The 18,320-nt window shown below is 36.2% G+C and carries 15 protein-coding genes; all 15 read right to left on the reverse strand.

What is annotated here, in order from left to right:
* Window positions 1-222: 222 nt before the first annotated feature.
* Window positions 223-903, reverse strand: coding sequence for a hypothetical protein (locus HHL23_RS06660; protein ID WP_169234030.1), 681 nt, complete (start codon window positions 901-903; stop codon window positions 223-225).
* A 2-nt stretch (window positions 904-905) separates the two neighbouring features.
* A complete protein-coding gene (gene rfbD / locus HHL23_RS06665; RefSeq protein WP_169234031.1) occupies window positions 906-1,769 on the reverse strand; it encodes a dTDP-4-dehydrorhamnose reductase in 864 nt (287 codons plus the stop codon).
* A gap of 89 nt (window positions 1,770-1,858) precedes the next feature.
* Entirely contained in the window at window positions 1,859-2,344 is a 486-nt protein-coding gene (locus HHL23_RS06670) for an acyl-CoA thioesterase (protein ID WP_169234032.1), read from the reverse strand.
* A 63-nt stretch (window positions 2,345-2,407) separates the two neighbouring features.
* On the reverse strand, window positions 2,408-2,911 hold the full coding sequence (locus HHL23_RS06675; protein WP_169234033.1) for an OmpH family outer membrane protein: 504 nt from the start codon (window positions 2,909-2,911) through the stop codon (window positions 2,408-2,410).
* Window positions 2,912-2,977: 66 nt separating this feature from the next.
* Complete coding sequence (locus HHL23_RS06680) at window positions 2,978-3,538, reverse strand: OmpH family outer membrane protein (RefSeq protein ID WP_169234034.1); 561 nt, start codon at window positions 3,536-3,538, stop codon at window positions 2,978-2,980.
* A gap of 9 nt (window positions 3,539-3,547) precedes the next feature.
* Window positions 3,548-6,085 carry an outer membrane protein assembly factor BamA gene (bamA, locus tag HHL23_RS06685; protein ID WP_169234035.1) on the reverse strand — a complete coding sequence of 846 codons (2,538 nt, stop codon included), beginning with the start codon at window positions 6,083-6,085 and terminating at the stop codon, window positions 3,548-3,550.
* Window positions 6,086-6,112: 27 nt separating this feature from the next.
* A complete protein-coding gene (gene uppS, locus HHL23_RS06690; RefSeq protein WP_169234036.1) occupies window positions 6,113-6,862 on the reverse strand; it encodes a polyprenyl diphosphate synthase in 750 nt (249 codons plus the stop codon).
* A 5-nt stretch (window positions 6,863-6,867) separates the two neighbouring features.
* Entirely contained in the window at window positions 6,868-7,758 is an 891-nt protein-coding gene (gene porG, locus HHL23_RS06695) for a type IX secretion system protein PorG (RefSeq protein ID WP_169234037.1), read from the reverse strand.
* A 213-nt stretch (window positions 7,759-7,971) separates the two neighbouring features.
* Entirely contained in the window at window positions 7,972-10,464 is a 2,493-nt protein-coding gene (locus tag HHL23_RS06700; protein WP_169234038.1) for an exopolysaccharide transport family protein, read from the reverse strand.
* Window positions 10,465-10,466: 2 nt separating this feature from the next.
* Entirely contained in the window at window positions 10,467-11,327 is an 861-nt protein-coding gene (locus HHL23_RS06705; protein ID WP_169234039.1) for a polysaccharide biosynthesis/export family protein, read from the reverse strand.
* 28 nt (window positions 11,328-11,355) lie between these two features.
* The gene (locus HHL23_RS06710) at window positions 11,356-12,483 is read right to left on the reverse strand and encodes a glycosyltransferase family 4 protein (protein WP_169234040.1); all 1,128 of its coding nucleotides are present in this window, start codon (window positions 12,481-12,483) and stop codon (window positions 11,356-11,358) included.
* 115 nt (window positions 12,484-12,598) lie between these two features.
* Window positions 12,599-13,585 (reverse strand): glycosyltransferase family 2 protein, encoded by a 987-nt coding sequence (locus HHL23_RS06715; RefSeq protein ID WP_169234041.1) that lies wholly within the window; start codon window positions 13,583-13,585, stop codon window positions 12,599-12,601.
* A complete protein-coding gene (locus HHL23_RS06720) occupies window positions 13,582-14,358 on the reverse strand; it encodes an SGNH/GDSL hydrolase family protein (RefSeq protein ID WP_169234042.1) in 777 nt (258 codons plus the stop codon). Before HHL23_RS06720 ends, HHL23_RS06715 begins: the two co-directional genes overlap by 4 nt.
* Before the next feature lie 11 nt (window positions 14,359-14,369).
* On the reverse strand, window positions 14,370-15,437 hold the full coding sequence (locus HHL23_RS06725; RefSeq protein WP_169234043.1) for a formimidoylglutamase: 1,068 nt from the start codon (window positions 15,435-15,437) through the stop codon (window positions 14,370-14,372).
* 158 nt (window positions 15,438-15,595) lie between these two features.
* Window positions 15,596-18,154 (reverse strand): type I DNA topoisomerase, encoded by a 2,559-nt coding sequence (gene topA, locus HHL23_RS06730; protein WP_169234044.1) that lies wholly within the window; start codon window positions 18,152-18,154, stop codon window positions 15,596-15,598.
* Window positions 18,155-18,320: the final 166 nt, after the last annotated feature.

An 18,320-nucleotide genomic window follows, 5' to 3' on the forward strand; every position in this document is an offset into this window, starting at 1 on the left:
GCATTTTCATAAATAGTATCGCTTATCTAAAAGCTCTTCTGTGCTACCAAAGAACTTCCGTTTTTCAGTGGGGCAAAGATAACAACTTATTAATACGCAAAACAAACTTATTTAACATAAAGTTCATCATTTGACAATATTAAATCATAAACTATTGATAAGCAGTGATGAAAATTTAAACTAATGTTTAATTTCATCTTCCTTTTAGCTCCAGTCTTAGTTCTATTGTTTATTCTGTACATATATAAGGCTCAAAAACTCTGCATAGGACTTTTCCAATCCGATAATATCACCTGACTTTAGGTTTAAACCACCCGTTCCAGAGGTATCTGATTTAACTTTTGCAGATGAAACCTGAAAATATAGGTTTTCATCATTGTTTTTGGCCTGAACTTTAATCGTGGAACCTAGAAGTTTTTTTGTTGATATGGTATATACTTCTCCGGGAATGATATTCTGTGTAAGATAAGATCTTGGTGTGATTATATAATCCTTCCTATTGATATTAATCTTTTGATCTTTGTCTGAGGAAGCAAAAACATAAAGCACCCCTTTCTGGCCTGCTAAATTTTCTTTGGGAGTATAGTATAGAGCAATTTTATAATTTGCAGGATTGAGGGGCTGCGGAGTTCCATCTATATTTTCGAAAGGTTTAAATGAAAATGTATTGGCCCCTATTTCTTTTGCCTTCTTATATATTAAGGAAAAAACAGCTGCATCATCATTTGAGAATCCCTGAACTTCAATTTCCCCTAAATATTCGGCACCCTTTGTAGCTTCAGTTTTTTTATAGAGGAATTTGTCTGTATTGTCGTTTGTTTTTTCAACTTTCGAAAGGTATACATTCTGTGCACAACAAAGCTGGGCACAGAATACAGAAAAGGCAACTGCTAGATTCTTCATAATTATTGTTGTGTAAGTATTTTTACAGATTCTTCGAGGCTATTTTCCCAGTGCTTCGCTTCTACTTTATAAATTGCTTCTATTTTATCTAAAGACATGGTACTTCTGGCCGGTCTTTTTGCAGGCGTAGGATATTGTTCTGTCGTTAATGGATTTAATTTTACTGAAGAGTTTGAAAATTCGGCAATCTTTTTAGCAAATTCAAACCAGGTAGTTTCCGGATAGTTTGAGAAATGGAAAATACCAAAGGTTTTGTTTGGAGTTTGGATAATATCCATGATGGCCTCTGCGAGATCATTGGCATTGGTGGGCTGCCCAAACTGGTCTGCAACAATTCCCAATTCGTCCTTTTGAGAAAAAAGGTTCAGCATTGTCTTAACAAAATTCTTATTAAATTCTGAATAGAGCCAAGAAGTTCTTAAAATAATGGTTTTTGGATTGATTTCTAATGCCAGTTCTTCTCCTTTTCTTTTTGATTCACCATATATTCCGGTTGGGTTGGTGAAATCATCTTCTGAGTAGGAAAGGTTGGTATCCCCATCAAATACATAATCGGTGGAAATGTGAATCAGAATAGTTTTATGACCTGCACAGGCCTGGGCAAGGTATCCGACTCCGTCAGCATTTACGGCAAATGCTTTATCAATTTCTTTTTCAGCTAAATCAACCGCTGTGTATGCTGATGCATTGATACAGTAATCTGGTTTGTTATCGTAGAAGAAGTCATTGATCTGATCTTCGTCTGTAATATTTAAGGTCTGAGAATCTGTAAATATGAATTCATAGGAATTTTCAAAATCAGGGGCTATTTTTCTGATGCAGTTACCTAACTGCCCATTGCTTCCTATTACTGCTATTTTTTTCATCTGTAATTTATTATTTTACGTATCAAATGTACTGCTAAAAGAAAATATATGCTTTCATCATAAAAGATTATTTCCCTTTTTCCAGGTGGTTACGAATTTTTCGCGTTTTGAGATCTTAAAAACTTTACTCTTGGCTGGAAATCTTTCTGCTCCAGGTCGACATAGAACTTATGAAAAGTTTCTTTTATGTCTTCGGGGTGAACTTCTGATTTTCTTGTTTTGAGATTGAAATAGATCACAGTAACCCATAGTACGGCATGAACTGTTTTTTCATCCAGGCTTTTCATCAGTATTTCTACCTTAGCCGTTCGGTCCTGGACTTCTATGGTCTTGCTGCTGATCACAACCTGAGTATTGTATCTCACTTCTTTTAAATAAGCGATCTCATTCTGAATGGCAATCCATGTGCATCCGGTCTTCTTGGTATATTCTTCGTATGTGAATCCATAAAATGTTTCTACATGATCTTCTCTGGCATTGAACATATAGTCCAAATATTTTACATTATTCAAATGTCCTATCGGGTCACAATCGCTGAATCTCACTTTAACGGTCGTTGATACTTCTCTTTCCATAGCGCAAAAATAAAAAAACCGCCCCTAAAAGAGGCGGTTAATTTATAAAACTTTGTTAATTTATTAGTTGATCCCTAATTCTTTCTTAACAGCAGCTGTAGCGTCTGCACCTGATTTGTAAACCAATGCTGCAGAGTTTGCATCCATAATGAATTCATATCCGCTAGCTTTAGCTACTTTTTCGATAGCATCGTTCAGTTTTTTCTCGATAGGTCCGAAAGCAACATCTTGCTTACCCTGAAGATCTTTCTGAGCTTTCTCTTGCATTTGAGCAATCTCTTCCTGAATCTTCTGTAATTCTACTTCTCTAGCTTTGTTTTCGTCAGCAGTTTTCTTAGGAGCTTCCTCACTGTACTGCTTTAATTTAGCCTGTCCTGCATCCGCTTTTTTCTTGATCTCAGCTTGTTTTGCATCTAAGAAGGCTTTTATGTCAGTATCTGCTTTTTTCTTTTCAGGCATTGCATTAAGAACCCCCATTAAATCTACAGTAGCTAATTTCTGAGCTTTTGCCATACTTACCGATACAACCATTATTACCGCGGCAAATAATACACTTAATTTTTTCATAATTGGTAAAATAAATAATTTAATTTGTTTTTAGATTTCAATTTTAGGTAAAAGTTAATTTAAAAGTTACTTTTTACTTTTACTACTATTCTTTTCTTTTTTATCAGATCCATTCGATCCTTTTAATAAGACATCCAATACTTTTTCTGTATAATCAAATCTTGGCTGATGAATAATAACATTAGTGTTGCTTTTATCAATAACTATGCCTAAGCCGTTCTTCTCGAACACTGTTTTCACAGCGCCCCAGATCTGATCCTGGAACGGCACAACCAGATTTGTTCTCAGCTTTGTAATTTCGCCATTGGCTCCAAAACGTAAGCTTGTTGTTGTTTTGATGTTTTTATCGAGATCGACTACTTCTTTCTCTCTAAGCTTTAGCTGGTCTCCGATAAGCAAAACTTTTTCACTTTCAAATGCCGCTTTTTTTCTTTCGTACTCAGACTGCAGATTTTGAAGTTCTGACTGCCAGGTATCGATCTGTGAATTTAATCTTGCTTCGGCTTCTTTGTATTGAGGTAATTTATTTAAAATATACTCAGTATCTACCACTCCTATTTTCTGGGCATTTGAAAACCCAAAAAGCAGTAAAAATACAAATGTGAAAATGATTTTAAAGTTCTTCATAGGTATGAATTATAATGATTGGTTCATCAAGAAGTGGTTTCTCCATCCAGATGGCTCTGTTCCTGAAACAGTTTTATCAAATCCATAAGCAAAGTCAAATCCGATCAAACCGAACGCCCCCATATATACCCTAACCCCAACACCTACTGATCTTTTCAACTGGAATGGATTGTATGCACTCCATGAGTTCCATACGTTACCCCCTTCAGCAAAGGTAAGTGCATAAATCTTGGCGGTCTGATTCATTGAAATCGGATATCTTAGCTCTAATGTAAATCTGTTATAGATTGTACCTCCACCTTTTTGTGTAATATCGTCAGGTTCTCCTCCATATGTAGAAGCATTTTCGTAACCTCTTAAAGGAATCAATTCACGACCGTCATATCTACCTCCAAATAAACCTGTACCTCCAACATAGAATCTTTCGAATGGCGGAGCACCAAGTTTTTTATTGTATCCATCCATGAATCCCATTTCAGCAGAAGATCTCAATACCAGTTTTCCAGCAACTTCGTTATAAACGTCGGCTTTGAACTTGATTTTGTAGAATTCCATCCACTTATATTTGTCAACCGGTGACATTGTAGAATAATCTTTATTACTGAACAATGAGTAAGGTGCGGTCATTTTCGCGGAAACTTCAATATTTGAACCCGTTGTTGGAAAGATAGGGTCAAGACCTGCTGAGTTTCTGCTTAAACCTAAGTTAAGACTTAAGTTATTGGCATCCCCGTAGTATTCTGTTGTATCTCCAAACTGGAATGGATAGTTACTGAATTTATAATTCTGGAACTGGATTCCTGTGTACAATGAGAAATAGTCATCCGGCCAGTTCAGTAATCTGTTCAGACCTACTGAAGCGGAGAAGATGTTAAGCTTCTGATCACCACCATTACTGTCATTATATTTTACTCTGGAAGTGTTTAAACTTACTGAAAGCGCAGTTGGTCTAGTTCCAAACAACCAAGGCTCAGTAAATGAAACTCCGTAGTTTTGGAAATATTGTCCTGCCTGTGCCTGGATAGATAAAGTTTGACCATCTCCCTGAGGTACCGGCTTAAAGTCTTTAAATTTAAGGAAGTTTTTCAGAGAGAAGTTGTTGAATGTAAGTCCTAAGGTACCAATAAAGCTGTTACCACCGTATCCTGCCTGTAACTGAACCTGAGAAGACCCTTTTTCAACCAGCTTCCAGTTGATATCTACGGTATTATCCTGCTGGTTCGGCTGAATATCCTGACCTACCTGTTGTGGATCAAAGAAAGACATACCTGCCAGGTCAAAATAAGTTCTCTTAATTTCTGTTTTTTTGAAAAGCTGCCCCGGTTTTGTTCTTAAAGCTCTCAGTACAACATGATCATGGGTGGTTGTATTCCCTTGCCAAGTCACTTTATTCCACGTGGCTTGTTCTCCTTCATTAATTCTGATCTCAAGATTTACAGCATCTCCGGATACCGATTTTTCCACCGGTGTAATGTTAGAGAAAAGGTAACCGTTATTCATATACATCGATTTGATGTCTGAATCGTCTTCTTTACCTCCGTCTTCTCCTACTTTTTTATTGAAACCTACGGCATCGTAGATATCTCCTTTTTTATATCCTAGTAATCTCTGTAAATATTCTGTAGGATACACTGTATTTCCGGTGAATGTAACATCTCCGATATAATACTTTTTCCCTTCGTTTAATTTTACATTGATTTCGTAGTTATTTCTTTTATTTCTCCATACGGAATCTGAAACAATAGCAGCATCTCTATATCCCAAAGAGTTATAGTAGCTTACAAGGCTTTGCTTATCTTCCTGATATTTTTCTTCAATAAATTTAGAAGACTTCAGAATACCACCGATCCCAAATCTTCTCTGTTTGGTTTCTTTGAAAGCTTTTTTTCTAAGCTGAGCATCGGTAACGCTCTGGTTGCCTTCAAATTCGATATGGTCAATTTTTATTCTTTTGCCCTTTTCTACATTGATGGTCCAGTCTACCATAGACGGATCGTTTGCATTCACCTTATCCTGGATGGTAATTTTAGCATCAGCAAAACCTTTTTTCACGTAATCCTTAGGAACTTTAGTCTTAAGGCCAGAGATCAGGTTTTGGGTGATCTTTGTTCCAGGCTTTAGATTGTTGTCTTTAGTCAGCTTTTCGTTTTTAGATTTACCGATCCCTTTACCTGTGAATTTTACTTCACCAAGTTCTTTAAGGTCTTCTAAGTAGAATCTTAAAATTATGGTTTGCCCTTCAATACTCTGAACATACACTTCAACTTCTGAAAAAGACTGGGTATCCCAAAGCTTTTTAACAGCGTTACTGATTTTCTGTCCTGGAATATCTACAACTTCGCCTTTCGTTAAGCCCGTAAATCGTAAGATCTGTGCCGGCGTATATTTTTTTACCCCATCTACAACAATGTCTTTAAGAGTGTAAGTTCCTGCGTCATTTTCTGCATGTACAGCGCTATTTACTTTAGTGCTGTCCTGAGGAGTTACTTGTCCATAAAAATGCGCCGAAGCAGCAAACATTATGATGGGTAATAGTCTAAACTTCATTTTATCGAGTCTTTCTTTTCTTTAAATTTATTGGGCATTTATCTGATCGCCAGTCAATCCGTATCTTCTTTCTTTGTTTTGATAATCAACAATACACTGGAAAAAGATATCTTTTGTAAAATCTGGCCATAGGACATTTAAAAACTGTAGTTCTGCATAAGCAATCTGCCAAAGAAGGAAGTTGCTTATTCTGATTTCACCACTTGTTCTGATTAGAAGGTCTACAGGAGGAAAGTCTTTTGTATACAGATAACTTTCGAATAGTTTTTCATCAATATTTTCAACATCAACTTTTCCTTCTTTCACATCAGAGCTGATATTCTTTACCGCATCTAACATTTCGTTCTGTGAACCGTAGCTTATTGCCAGCACTAAATTGCCTTTTGTGTTTTCTTTAGTAAGTTCTACAACCCTTTCAAGCTGTTCTCTCACCAGGAGAGGCAGTTTTCCCAGATTGCCTATAACATGCATTCTAAGGCCTTTGCTGAAAATTTCTTCGGCTTCCAGCAATAAGGTTTCCACCAGCAGATTCATCAGTGTACTTACTTCATCTGCAGGACGGCTCCAGTTTTCAGAAGAAAATGTATACAGTGTTAAATAGGGTATATCAATCTCATTACAGGCATTAATGGCATTTCTTACTGCATTAATGGCATTCTTGTGTCCGAAGGTTCTTTCTTCGCCACGAGTTTTTGCCCATCTTCCATTGCCATCCATAATGATGGCGACGTGTTTCGGTAAATTCTCAGAATTTATTTTATCTTTAATCAACGACATATTAATTAATCACAATAGCATGGAGGTCTTCCGAATGAATAACTTAGTCCTAAACTAAAAGTATTCATCCAATCTTTGGACCTTTCATCCCCTATATTTCTTTTGTTAATAAGTTCTTGCTCTCTTTCTTTAGAGACTGCATAATAATTTCCTGACTGCAGCAGCGAACCGCCTGTAGTAGGATCCAGGATATCAGCATTAAAGCTGGAAGTTACATCTTTAGACATAATTCTGCTGTGATCCAACTGATCTGTTAATGTATATCTGAATGTAGCTTCTGCAAATATAGCCCAGCTATGGTTGAACTTATATTTTAAACCTACCCCAAAAGGGATATGCATTGTTACTTTTTTTCCTAATGTGTATTCCGGAGTACTTTTAAAATCCAGTTCATTAAGAGGAGCCTGTGCTACTCCGTCTGCATCTCTTCTAAAGTCATGGACAAGATTAGCTTTAGGAGAATCAAACATCAAAGCACCGATACCTCCGAAGATGTATGGGCTCACCATGCTTACCTGCTCGTTATTGATAGGGAAAAAGTTGTATTCGAACATTAAGCTGGTTTCGTATACATTGTTTTTTCCGTATGAGTTTCTATTCACTCTATATTCTTCTTTTGCAGCTTTATCGCTGAACTGGATCTGGTTGTAACCTAAGTCCAATCTAACGGTTTGGTGCGGGTTAAAATTAAATCTATATAATAAACCTCCATAAAATGGGAATCCCCATTCTGACATCCTGTCTAAATCCAACGGCTTTTGTAAAATGTAATTGGTCCTTCCAATGTCCCCTACTAGGTTACTCATCCCTAGACGAACTCCCAATTCGTTTCTTTGTGCTTTAACACTTACCATTCCAAGGAGGGCAAGAAAGCTAAACAATAATTTTTTATTCATAAAAGAATATGGATTTATGGTTATTTTAAAATTTAATTTTTGCAAATATAAAACATTTTTATATTAATGATATTCTTAATGTATAGTTAAAAATAAACAAAAAAACATAATTTGTTATAAAGTAAACGGCAAAGTGGCAAAAATATTCTTTTTTCCTTAGATTCCAAATACTGAACGTATTAAAAAACCCCCATTTGCTGAGGGTTTAAAACGCTATTTTTTATTAAATATTGTCTGTACCTTATTTCGTATTTTTATCAATAATGGTTCTTTATAATTTTTGTCTTCATCGAAATAGCCGTAACCGTATCCATAGCCGTAGCCATATCCATAGCCTTGTTTTGTATTATAGTCATTATAAATAAGACCTAAATGATTAATTTCTTCATTATGGTACTTCTCCGTAATCATTTTCAGCATATATTTTTCTGTATATTCGTGACGCACCACATATATGTTGGCATCAGAATATTTCATCAGCTCATACGAGTCAGCTACCAGACCTACCGGCGGCGAATCGATAATGATAAAATCATATTTTTCTTTCAACTCTTCTAAAAATCTGAAATTTCTTTCGCTCATTAAGAGCTCTGAAGGATTGGGAGGGATAGGTCCGGAAGTCGCAACATCCAGATTAGGAATTTTGGTTTTATTGATGATCTGCTCTATTTCAACTTCTCCTGTAAGATAGTTGGAGATCCCATATTTATTATCGATTTTAAAATCCCCGAAAATCTTAGGCTTTCTAAGGTCCATCCCAAGCAGGATTGTTTTTTTATCACTTAATCCTATTACTGAAGCCAAGTTGATAGAAATATATGTTTTTCCTTCTCCTCCAATGGATGAAGTAACCAAAATGGTTTTTCCTTTCCCGTCTTCCTTATTGTTTTCCATCAGAAATCTCATGCTCGCTCTTATCCCTCTGAACGCTTCTGATACTGATGATTTAGGCTGTTCCAAAACGGTAAGCATATTCTCGTTGCTGTTGTTTCCAATCACACCCAGAAGCGGAATCTTCGTTGCACTTAACAATTCTTTGATATTTCGGATTTTATTATCTAATGCTTCCCCGATGAGAATGAATAATAATGGAAGTAATAGCAGTCCGGTCATAATTGCCAGCTTTATCGCTTTGATATTCGGACCTATCGGAGCCTGTCCCAGGTTCTTGGCAGGATCTATTACCGTTATATCCGACTGGTTGGTAGCCACTTTCATTTGCGCCTCATTTTGTCTTCCCAAAAGGCTATTGTATGTAGCTTCTATCATACTGTATCCCCTTTCTGCATCGAGATATTTTCTTTCTTTTTCAGGATATGAATTCAGATCGATATTTGCTTCTGCCACCTGTCGGTCTATTTTACTGATCTCATCATAATATTTCGTATAATAATTTCTCAAAGTACCAGAAGATCCTGATCTTGCTTCATCAATAAGTCTGTTTATTTCTTTAATAGGCTCAGAGTTCGGCTTATAGATGGTTGACATTTCTCTTTTCTTCATGTATAAAGCTTTAAGCTCTGTCACAGAAGCAGAAAAGAATCCGTCTTCAAAACCGGCAGCATTGGTGCTGATCATTTTATCAAAATCTTGAGCCTGTAAAGTATTTTTAATATTGTTCAGTGAGCCGATCTTACTTACAATATCAGCTTTCTTCGCTTCAAGGTCTTTTATTTTATCTAAAGACTTTTCGTCTCTGTCTTTAATATTATAAAGCTTTTCTGAAGTTTTTAAGTAGTTCAAAGCTGTAGCACTTGAATCTAGTTTTTTGCGGATATTATCTATATTATTCTGTAGATAAAGATCTGTATTTTTATTAACTATATTTTTATCGGCAAGTCTTTTTTTCTGAAGTTCCGTTACTGATTTATTTAAGAAATTTACAGTACTGTTGAGATTAAATCCTTTTTTATTGATAATCATGATCGTCCCGATCTCCTTATCAAATTCTACTCCTATTGTAGAAACAATATCATTAACACTCTGGTTAACAGAATTAAGTGTCACGATAATATTCTCAACTTTTATTTTGGGGGTATCAGTATTTCTAAGCAATCTGAATCTAAGATTCGGAGAATTAAACCATTCGTTAATTTTTATGATCTTATTTGCTGGTTTGCTGTATCCATTAATAGACTGAAAGCCTTCTGTTTCATAGCTATACAGGTTGGTAGACTGTCCCTCTGTCGGAAGAACTACCTCATAGGAATCTCCTCCTTTTGGAATCAGCGTAATAGGATAATTAATCTGCTGAAGGTGTTTTTTATCTACTTGCAGAAAGATCGGCGAATCTGTTTTATCAATATACGTTGATTTGATTACTCCTTTGGTAGAATAATTAACAAAAAGATCTAGTTCTTTCACCAAAAACTCGTTATGAGATCTTGATAAAAGCATTTTTTTAAGATAAACTCCATCTTGATTTCCGTTCTGTCCCCAGATAAAGTTGATAGACTGGTTAGGTGTAAAATAGCTGGAAGTATTATTGGATATGCTCAAAGAAAGGTTTGAAGCATAAATATTCTGTGCATAATATTTACTGTATACCCAGGAAATAACATAGCCGATCAACAGCATAAATACAAACCAGTACCAGTTTTTGAGTATTCTTCTCAGAAAATGTTCAATATCAAATAATGCAAACGATCCGTACTTTTCCTTCTGGAGTTCACTTTTCCCTACTTTGGTGTCTTTTTCTGGAATCATGGTTAAAGGTTTTTAAGAAGCAGGTAAATTGATAATGCTGTAGTAATCACCGATACTCCAGTAACTAAAGTTTGTACAGGATCTTTCCCAAATCCGTTCAAGCTCTTTCCTCTGGTATTCAGATAGATCTCGTCACCATTCTGTATATAATAGTAAGGCGAATTCATAATATCTTCGCGAGTAAGGTCTATTGTTGCTTTTTTGATTCCTTCCGGCAGTTTTCTGTGGATAACTATATTTCTTCTATCTATCGTTCTGTTCAGACCTCCATTAATAGCAAGTGCCTCCGTGATTGTAAGTGTATTTTTGTGTACTACTTTTTCTCCTGAAAGACCTGTAGTTTCTACATCTCCCAAAATATAATACGTAATCCCGTTTGTATTCAGCCTTACTTCAGCCTTTCCTTCCTGAAAGTTTTCATTTACTTTTTCCTGAAGCTCCTGAGTAAGGTCTTCAAGTGTTCTTCCTTCCGCTTTAACATATCCTATTCCGAAGACATTAATATCTCCTTTGGAATCTACCTTCAGTCCGTTAAAATAAAAATTCATATTTCCTCCCACAGATGAGCCGCCAGTACCACCTCCAGCACCTGCTGATGCGGTATTATTACCACCGTTAACTCCACCTGATGAATTTAGAGAAGAATAGAATTGAGCTGCATCTCCCTTAGGAGTAGTTACAATATTGAGATTAAGTATATCATTCTTTGTAATTCTGTAGGTAGGAATATTGTAGGGAATAAGTCCTTCCTCATTAATTACAAGGCTTTCGCTGGGTTGCATATACCTCACATCTTTTTTGGTGATGCAGGATGTAATAAAAAAGGGTAATATTAAAAATAAATACTTTAAGTTCTTCATCATATTTGAATGTTGTTTGCAAAAGTAAAAATTAAATTGATATTTTCTTGTTATTTCGTAAACGATAAATAATATCTGGGAGGTAGGCACCAAAAAAACCTAGTAAAATGATTATCAGCAGAAGCAGATTTATATTGATATGCCTTAAATAATAAGCTACCGTTACGATCATCAGATAATAAACAATGATATAAAATGTGGAACGTCTGTGCGTAAGATCTAGTTTGAGCAACTTGTGATGGATATGGTTTTTATCGGCATCAAAAGGTGATTTTTTATTGCAGATCCTTACAATGATCACGTTTAAGGTGTCTACTATAGGCAAAATAAGAATAGCTACCGCAATAGCCGGAGCTGACTGAAGGTGATACCTCGGAACATTGGGAAGTTCTTTATCGATGAAAATATCGATGAAACAGATGGATGTAAAAGCCAGCAGGAAACCGAGAAGCATTGATCCCGTATCCCCCATGAATATTTTATTGGTCCTGTAATTAGATAGATTATAGTACAGAAATGCCAGTACAGTTCCTATAATAATCGCTGACAAAACTACTAATGGATAGTTATATTCTCCCAACCGGTAGTAGCTTATTCCAAATAAGCCGCTGCAAATGACAGAGTATCCGCCGGCCAATCCGTCTATTCCGTCAATCAGATTGAATGCATTGATCAGGACAATAAAGGTAATGATGCTGAACAATATACTTACAATATAACCAAGTTCATATATCCCCAATATCCCAAACAGGCTTTTGATTCTGATATCCGATCCTATTACAATAAGTGATGATACAATGATTTGTGCTACCAGTTTCTTATACGCTCTCATCACAACGATATCGTCCATCACTCCAATATAAAGAAGGATAATTAATGAGGCAAATAAAAATTTATAGAGATCAAATAGTTCGTAGGCAAAGATTGATGCGGAGATTCCGATCGAGTAAAAAATAGCAATCCCTCCAAGATTGGGGATTTTCCTGAGGTGAGAACTCCTTATCCCTGGCTCATCCATAAGATTCTTTCTTCTGGATATTTTAATGATGGTAGGAATGGAGAAATAGGTAATTAAAAAAGCAAACAGAAAACCCAGTCCTATTTTCACGTAAAAAATAGAAATTCCTGATTCGCTTAAGAACAATTCAAAATTCTTCATTTTTTTTTATCAAGTACATCATTAATGCCTCTGATAAAACTTCTCCAGACGCTTCATAAGAAACTCTCTGTCAAAGTTTTAGTGATGACCGAAATAATTGTACTTATCATTTGTGTTATAACATTTTTCTTATCAATTTCTTTTGTCCGGCAAAAAATAACAGATAAAAAATCTTTTTTTTCACTGGCAAAGATAAAAGATAATTCTTACCGAAACGACTATAGCTCAATATATCTTGAATTTTTATTTTTCTTTCTTCCATAAAAATGGCCAATTCATCAGTCATTGTATTGAACGTTTCTTCGTTCTTCACAAAAGCAACATAAGCAAGAAAAGAATACACGCCTTCAAAAATCTGAAAATTTTTCAGTTCTTTCCTCTTATGGGAATATTCTGATTCTTCAAATCCAGATTCCACATCTTTCACGGCCTTCAGGATATCAAGCCCTTTTTCTGTATGGGTTTTCGTAATAGAATCTGTACGCTCCAGGTACTGATAATGAAAATTCTGCGTCTGAGCCACAACTTTGCACTCAAGAAGCAGCTGCGGTATCAGCTGAATATCTTCAAAATGAACTCCTTTTTTAAACCTTTTATCAGCAAAGAGATCTTTTTTAAACAACTTATTGCAGGCAAAATAGCTAAGATCCGAAAAAACTGAAAAATGATCTTCCAATTCAATCTTTTCTGACATATTGGGAATTTGCGTCAGTTTCTGGACAACTTTTCCGTTCTGATCTACTTTCTGGATATTACAGATAACCATTTTAGCATCATGCTTTTCTGCTAGTTGCAACATTTCTTCAAACATTGTGTTTGTGACATAATCATCACTATCCACAAAACCTATATATTCTCCTGAAGCTTTGTCTAATCCAAAATTCCTGGCATCACTTAAACCTCCGTTCTCTTTGGTAAACGCTTTTATTTTTCCCGGAAACTTTCTAGCATACTCTTCAATGATCAGTCCGGAGGCATCTTTACTTCCATCGTTAACAACCACAATTTCAATATCCTGAAGACTTTGACTCACAAGAGAATCCAGGCATTTAGCCAGATAATTCTCTACATTATACACGGGAACTATAATTGAAACCATCATTTTGTTTCTGCTAAATTAACGATTCCTTTTGCTAAAAATTCACTGAATTTCTGATAGCCTTGTTTATTTAAATGAAGCGGATCTGCATATAAATTTCGGTTTTTATCAAAATCTTTGCTTACTTCATCGAAATTTAAAATGGCCGCTTTTTTATCCAGTCCATTACGTTTTAAGTCTTCCAGGAGGGCTGTTCTGTAATCTGGTATCTTAAATTCTGTTCCTCCGTTTAAAAATAATTCGGCCCCTCTGTTGCTAAGACTGCTTATTATATTTTTATTTTTAAAATCTTCTTCGACTCCAAATTCAGGAAGAGAAACCACAACGGGTTTGATGTTATAATGCAACAGCGTTTTGATGATCATCACCATATGGTGGGTGTAAAATTCAGGTCCTACATGGGTTGCCGCATCATTGACCCCAGCAATTACAATGCAGTAATCCGGTTTTTTATCAATTACTTTTTTGGAAGAGAACTCTTCTCCATCGTCTTTAAAAAGATTTTCATAAATCCTTTTAGTCTTGGCGCCTGGATTTCCGGATGAATAGATTTCCGACTGAACTCCTTTATCCAAAAGTTTCTTTTCCAGAAGGGAATCTAAATTCTGTCTCACGACCCAACTGTCGCCAATAATACCGATCTGTAACCCGGTTTCAGGTTTTGTACCGGAAGAAAAATAATTTTCCTCTCCTGCATAGGAATATTTATTCCAGAAATATACGAAGCAGAACACTCCGGTCAGCAGAACACTACTTAATACTATCTTTTTTTTCATCTTGTGTATACTTAAAAGGTCAGCCTGGGATTAAGCGTTCCTCTTTTTGCTTCTTCAAAATCTTTCCTGGAACATGGAATACAGTTTTCTATATTGTCATCATCCCCAAAATACCATAAATTGCTGAAGGTATCCCGTTTGAAAGCATATTGATCTTCATCTATCAAAACATAGAACAGCTCATAATGTCTTTCTCTGGGATGAGACCGCTGGATGTTGATCCCTTCGATCAGATACCAGATCATTTGTGCTAGTAGCTGATGATTTAACTGATTTTCGGAATAGATATTATAATTAAAAATCCCTACAGACTTTAAGTTTTCGCTCAATCCTATTTCTTTCATATAGGCACAGATCTCTCTCCTGTTCAATCCGTTCACCTGAGGATTCATAGAAAAGGGTTCACTGAAGCTTTCAATGGCATCACAGTTTAAGGTTACCAAATCTGTTTTCCTGAAAAACGGTTCTGTTTTTTCTGTGGAATTCATCATTTCAGCCAGACGGATGATATCAAATTCAACTTCTTTAATGAGTTTTATTGAATCTGCTTCATTCAGATGCTTCTGATATCCTAAGTGATGGTAGTTTTTGATCGAGAAATTTTTAGACCCTAATATCTTTCCTAAAAAAGTATGTTCATTGATAGCCTCACCCTGCTGAAGGGAAATAATATTGCTGATCTGGGTATAATTGATATTTTTCTTATGAAAATTCAATGTTGAGAATAGTGAGAAAGCAAAATCGTTGGACCCTCCGATAATCACCGGAAGGGCTCTTTTGTAATGGCATGCTGATAAAACTTCCTGCAGAATGTAATGGGAATCCTGAACAGATTTCCCGGAAACAAGATCTCCAAGATCTACTACAGGAATTTCAAAATCCAGCTGTGAAAGTTTATAAAACTCTTTTCTGACTGCTGTAAAATCCTGTACTTCCGCATCGCCGCCCGCTCCTCTGTAATCCGAAACAAAGAGAAGAACGATACTGTCTTCTTTTATATCTTTCGTAATCTTACTGCCGATCTGCCAGCTTTCTGCTTTGAAATTTCTTGGTGAAATGATAAAATCTTCAAAATCCATATTTTTAATCCGAAAACTTGAGAATAGGTTAATTTACTAATTGCTTTACTGAACAAACATACAAAAAAACCACAGCAAGTTCCTATCCTGTGGCATTTTTGTTCATAAAAAAAGCCGTCAACACATATTGTTAACGGCTTTGTATATTTATTTTAAGATTACTTCTTTTTGGCGGCTGGCTTTTTCACAGCAGTTGTTTTCTTCGCTGCCGGTTTCTTTGCGGCTGGCTTCTTTTTCTCTACAAAAGCATTTTTGTCCTGATCTGTGATCCATTTTTTCACCTCATCCAGAGACACATCTTTCAGCTCTTCAGCCTCATATTTTGTATCATCTTTTTTCTTCGGAATCTTAAACATTGCTTTTCCGAATTTAACGAAAGGACCCCATCTCCCATTTTCGATAGAGATCTTTTCTTTTTCCCATTGCTGGATGTATCGGTTGGCTTCTTTTTCTAGCTTGGCATCAATTAATTCGTTGATATCGCTTTGTGAAAGGCTCTCGAAATTATATTTTTTCGGAACATTGATAAACAAGTCCTTGTATTTGATAAACGGTCCGAATCTTCCGGTTCCTTTGGTTACCGGATCTCCTTTGTAAGTAGCAATAGGTGCATCCGCTTTTTTCTTTTCGTTGATGATCTCTTCTGCACGCGCCTGGCTCACAGCGAGAGGATCTTCTCCTTTTGGAATGCTGATAAACGCTTCACCCCACTTTACGTAAGGGCCGAATCTCCCCACGCCCACAGAAACCCCTTGTCCTTCAAATTCATCAAGTTCAAACGGAAGCTTGAAAAGCTCCAGTGCTTCAGCTAAGGAAATGGTTGCAATATTCTGTCCGGTCATCAATGAAGCGAAAGTTGGTTTTTCTTCATCTTCAGTTTCACCAATCTGAATCATCGCTCCGAATCTTCCGATTCTCGCGTGAACATTTTTACCTGTTTTAGGATCTACTCCAAGAAGTCTGTCACCATTCGCCCGATCAGCATTTTCTTCTACATCTTCAATTCTCGGGTGGAATTTTGAGTAGAAATTGGTCATCATTTCCTTCCATTTCTGATCTCCGTTGGCAATTTCGTCAAAACTTTCTTCTACTCTTGCGGTAAATCCGTAGTCTAGAATTTCTTTGAAATTATCCGTTAAGAAGTCATTCACTACCTCACCGATATCTGTAGGGACAAATTTATTTTTGTCGCCCCCGAATTTTTCTTCAAGAACTTCTTTTTTGATTTTCTCTTTTATCAGAGACATTTTGACCACTTCACGGGTGTGAGGATCGATCTCTCTTTTGTCGACATATTCTCTGTTTTGGATGGTCTGGATGGTCGGTGCATAGGTAGACGGACGTCCAATTCCTAGTTCTTCCAGTTTTTTCACCAGTCCAGCTTCCGTATATCTCGCGCTTGGTCTTGTGAATTTTTCTGAAGCTATAATTTTTTTATAACTTAAAGTTTCACCTACACTTACTTTAGGTAAAAGCTTTTCGTTGTTTTCTTCATCATCGTCCTCTGTCTTTACAATCCCGTAAGCTTTTAGGAAACCATCAAAAATGATCACCTCACCCTGCGCTTCAAAATGCTGGGGCAACGATGCATTTCCTATTTCAATGACCGTCTTCTCAATTTTGGCGTTAGCCATCTGTGAGGCCAGTGTTCTTTTATATATTAATTGGTATAATCTGTTTAATTGAACATCACTGATACTTTTCACAGCAAAATCAGTGGGGCGAATTGCTTCATGGGCTTCCTGTGCGGAAGCAGATTTTGTTGTGTAGTTTCTTGGTGAAGAATATTCAGATCCGTATTCTGAAGTGATCTGTTTTTTCGCTCCCTCAATAGCCTCCTGAGAAAGGTTGACGGAGTCAGTTCTCATATAGGTAATGTACCCTTCTTCATATAGTCTCTGTGCAAGACGCATCGTATTGGTTACATTATACCCCAATCTTGAAGAAGCCTCCTGCTGTAGCGTGGATGTAGTAAATGGTGCAGATGCAGAACGTGTTCCCGGTCTTGTTTCAACATTCAGAACTTTGAATTCTGTAGTTTTTGCTTTTTCAAGGAACTTCTCTGCGTCTTCTTCTTTTTCGAAGTCTTTTTTTAGTTTAGCAGAAATTTCCTGCTCGGTTTTATTTAAGAAGATTCCATCCAGTTTAAAACTTGCTTTTGGAACAAACTCACGGATTTCTTTTTCTCTTTCTACAATTAATCTTACAGCTACAGACTGTACTCTTCCTGCTGAAAGACCAGGTTTTATTTTTTTCCAAAGAACTGGAGACATTTCAAAACCTACAATTCTGTCTAAAACTCTTCTCGCCTGTTGAGCATTTACCAGATTCTGATCAATATCTCTTGGATTTTCAATAGCTTTTAGAATGGCATTTTTAGTAATTTCGTGGAAAACAATTCTTTTTCTGTTTTCAGGCTTTAATTTTAATTCGTCTGCAAGGTGCCATGCAATAGCCTCTCCTTCGCGGTCCTCATCGGAAGCCAGCCATACCATCTCGGCTTTCTTTACGGCAGCCTTTAATTCTGCTACCAGTTTCTTTTTATCAGCCGAAACTTCGTAATCAGGACTGAATGTGGCAAGGTCTATTCCCATTCCTTTTTTTGGAAGATCACGGATGTGTCCGAAACTTGATTTCACTTCGAAATCCTTCCCTAAATATTTCTGAATAGTTTTTGCTTTTGCCGGGGACTCTACGATTACTAAATTTTTCGACATTCTAAAAAAATTTTTTGCAAAAGTAAAGCTTTTTTATTATATACTTTTTGTTAAAACAGTTTAATTTAATATTTAGATACGTTTAACATGCGCTTCCGAGGGCGTTTTTAGGCATATCAAGTGCTTTAGAGCGTACAGTTTAGGCCAAAATTCGGCCTCAATAAAA

Origin of the sequence: Chryseobacterium antibioticum (genome assembly GCF_012927325.1) — a bacterium.
GTDB lineage: Bacteria > Bacteroidota > Bacteroidia > Flavobacteriales > Weeksellaceae > Chryseobacterium > Chryseobacterium antibioticum.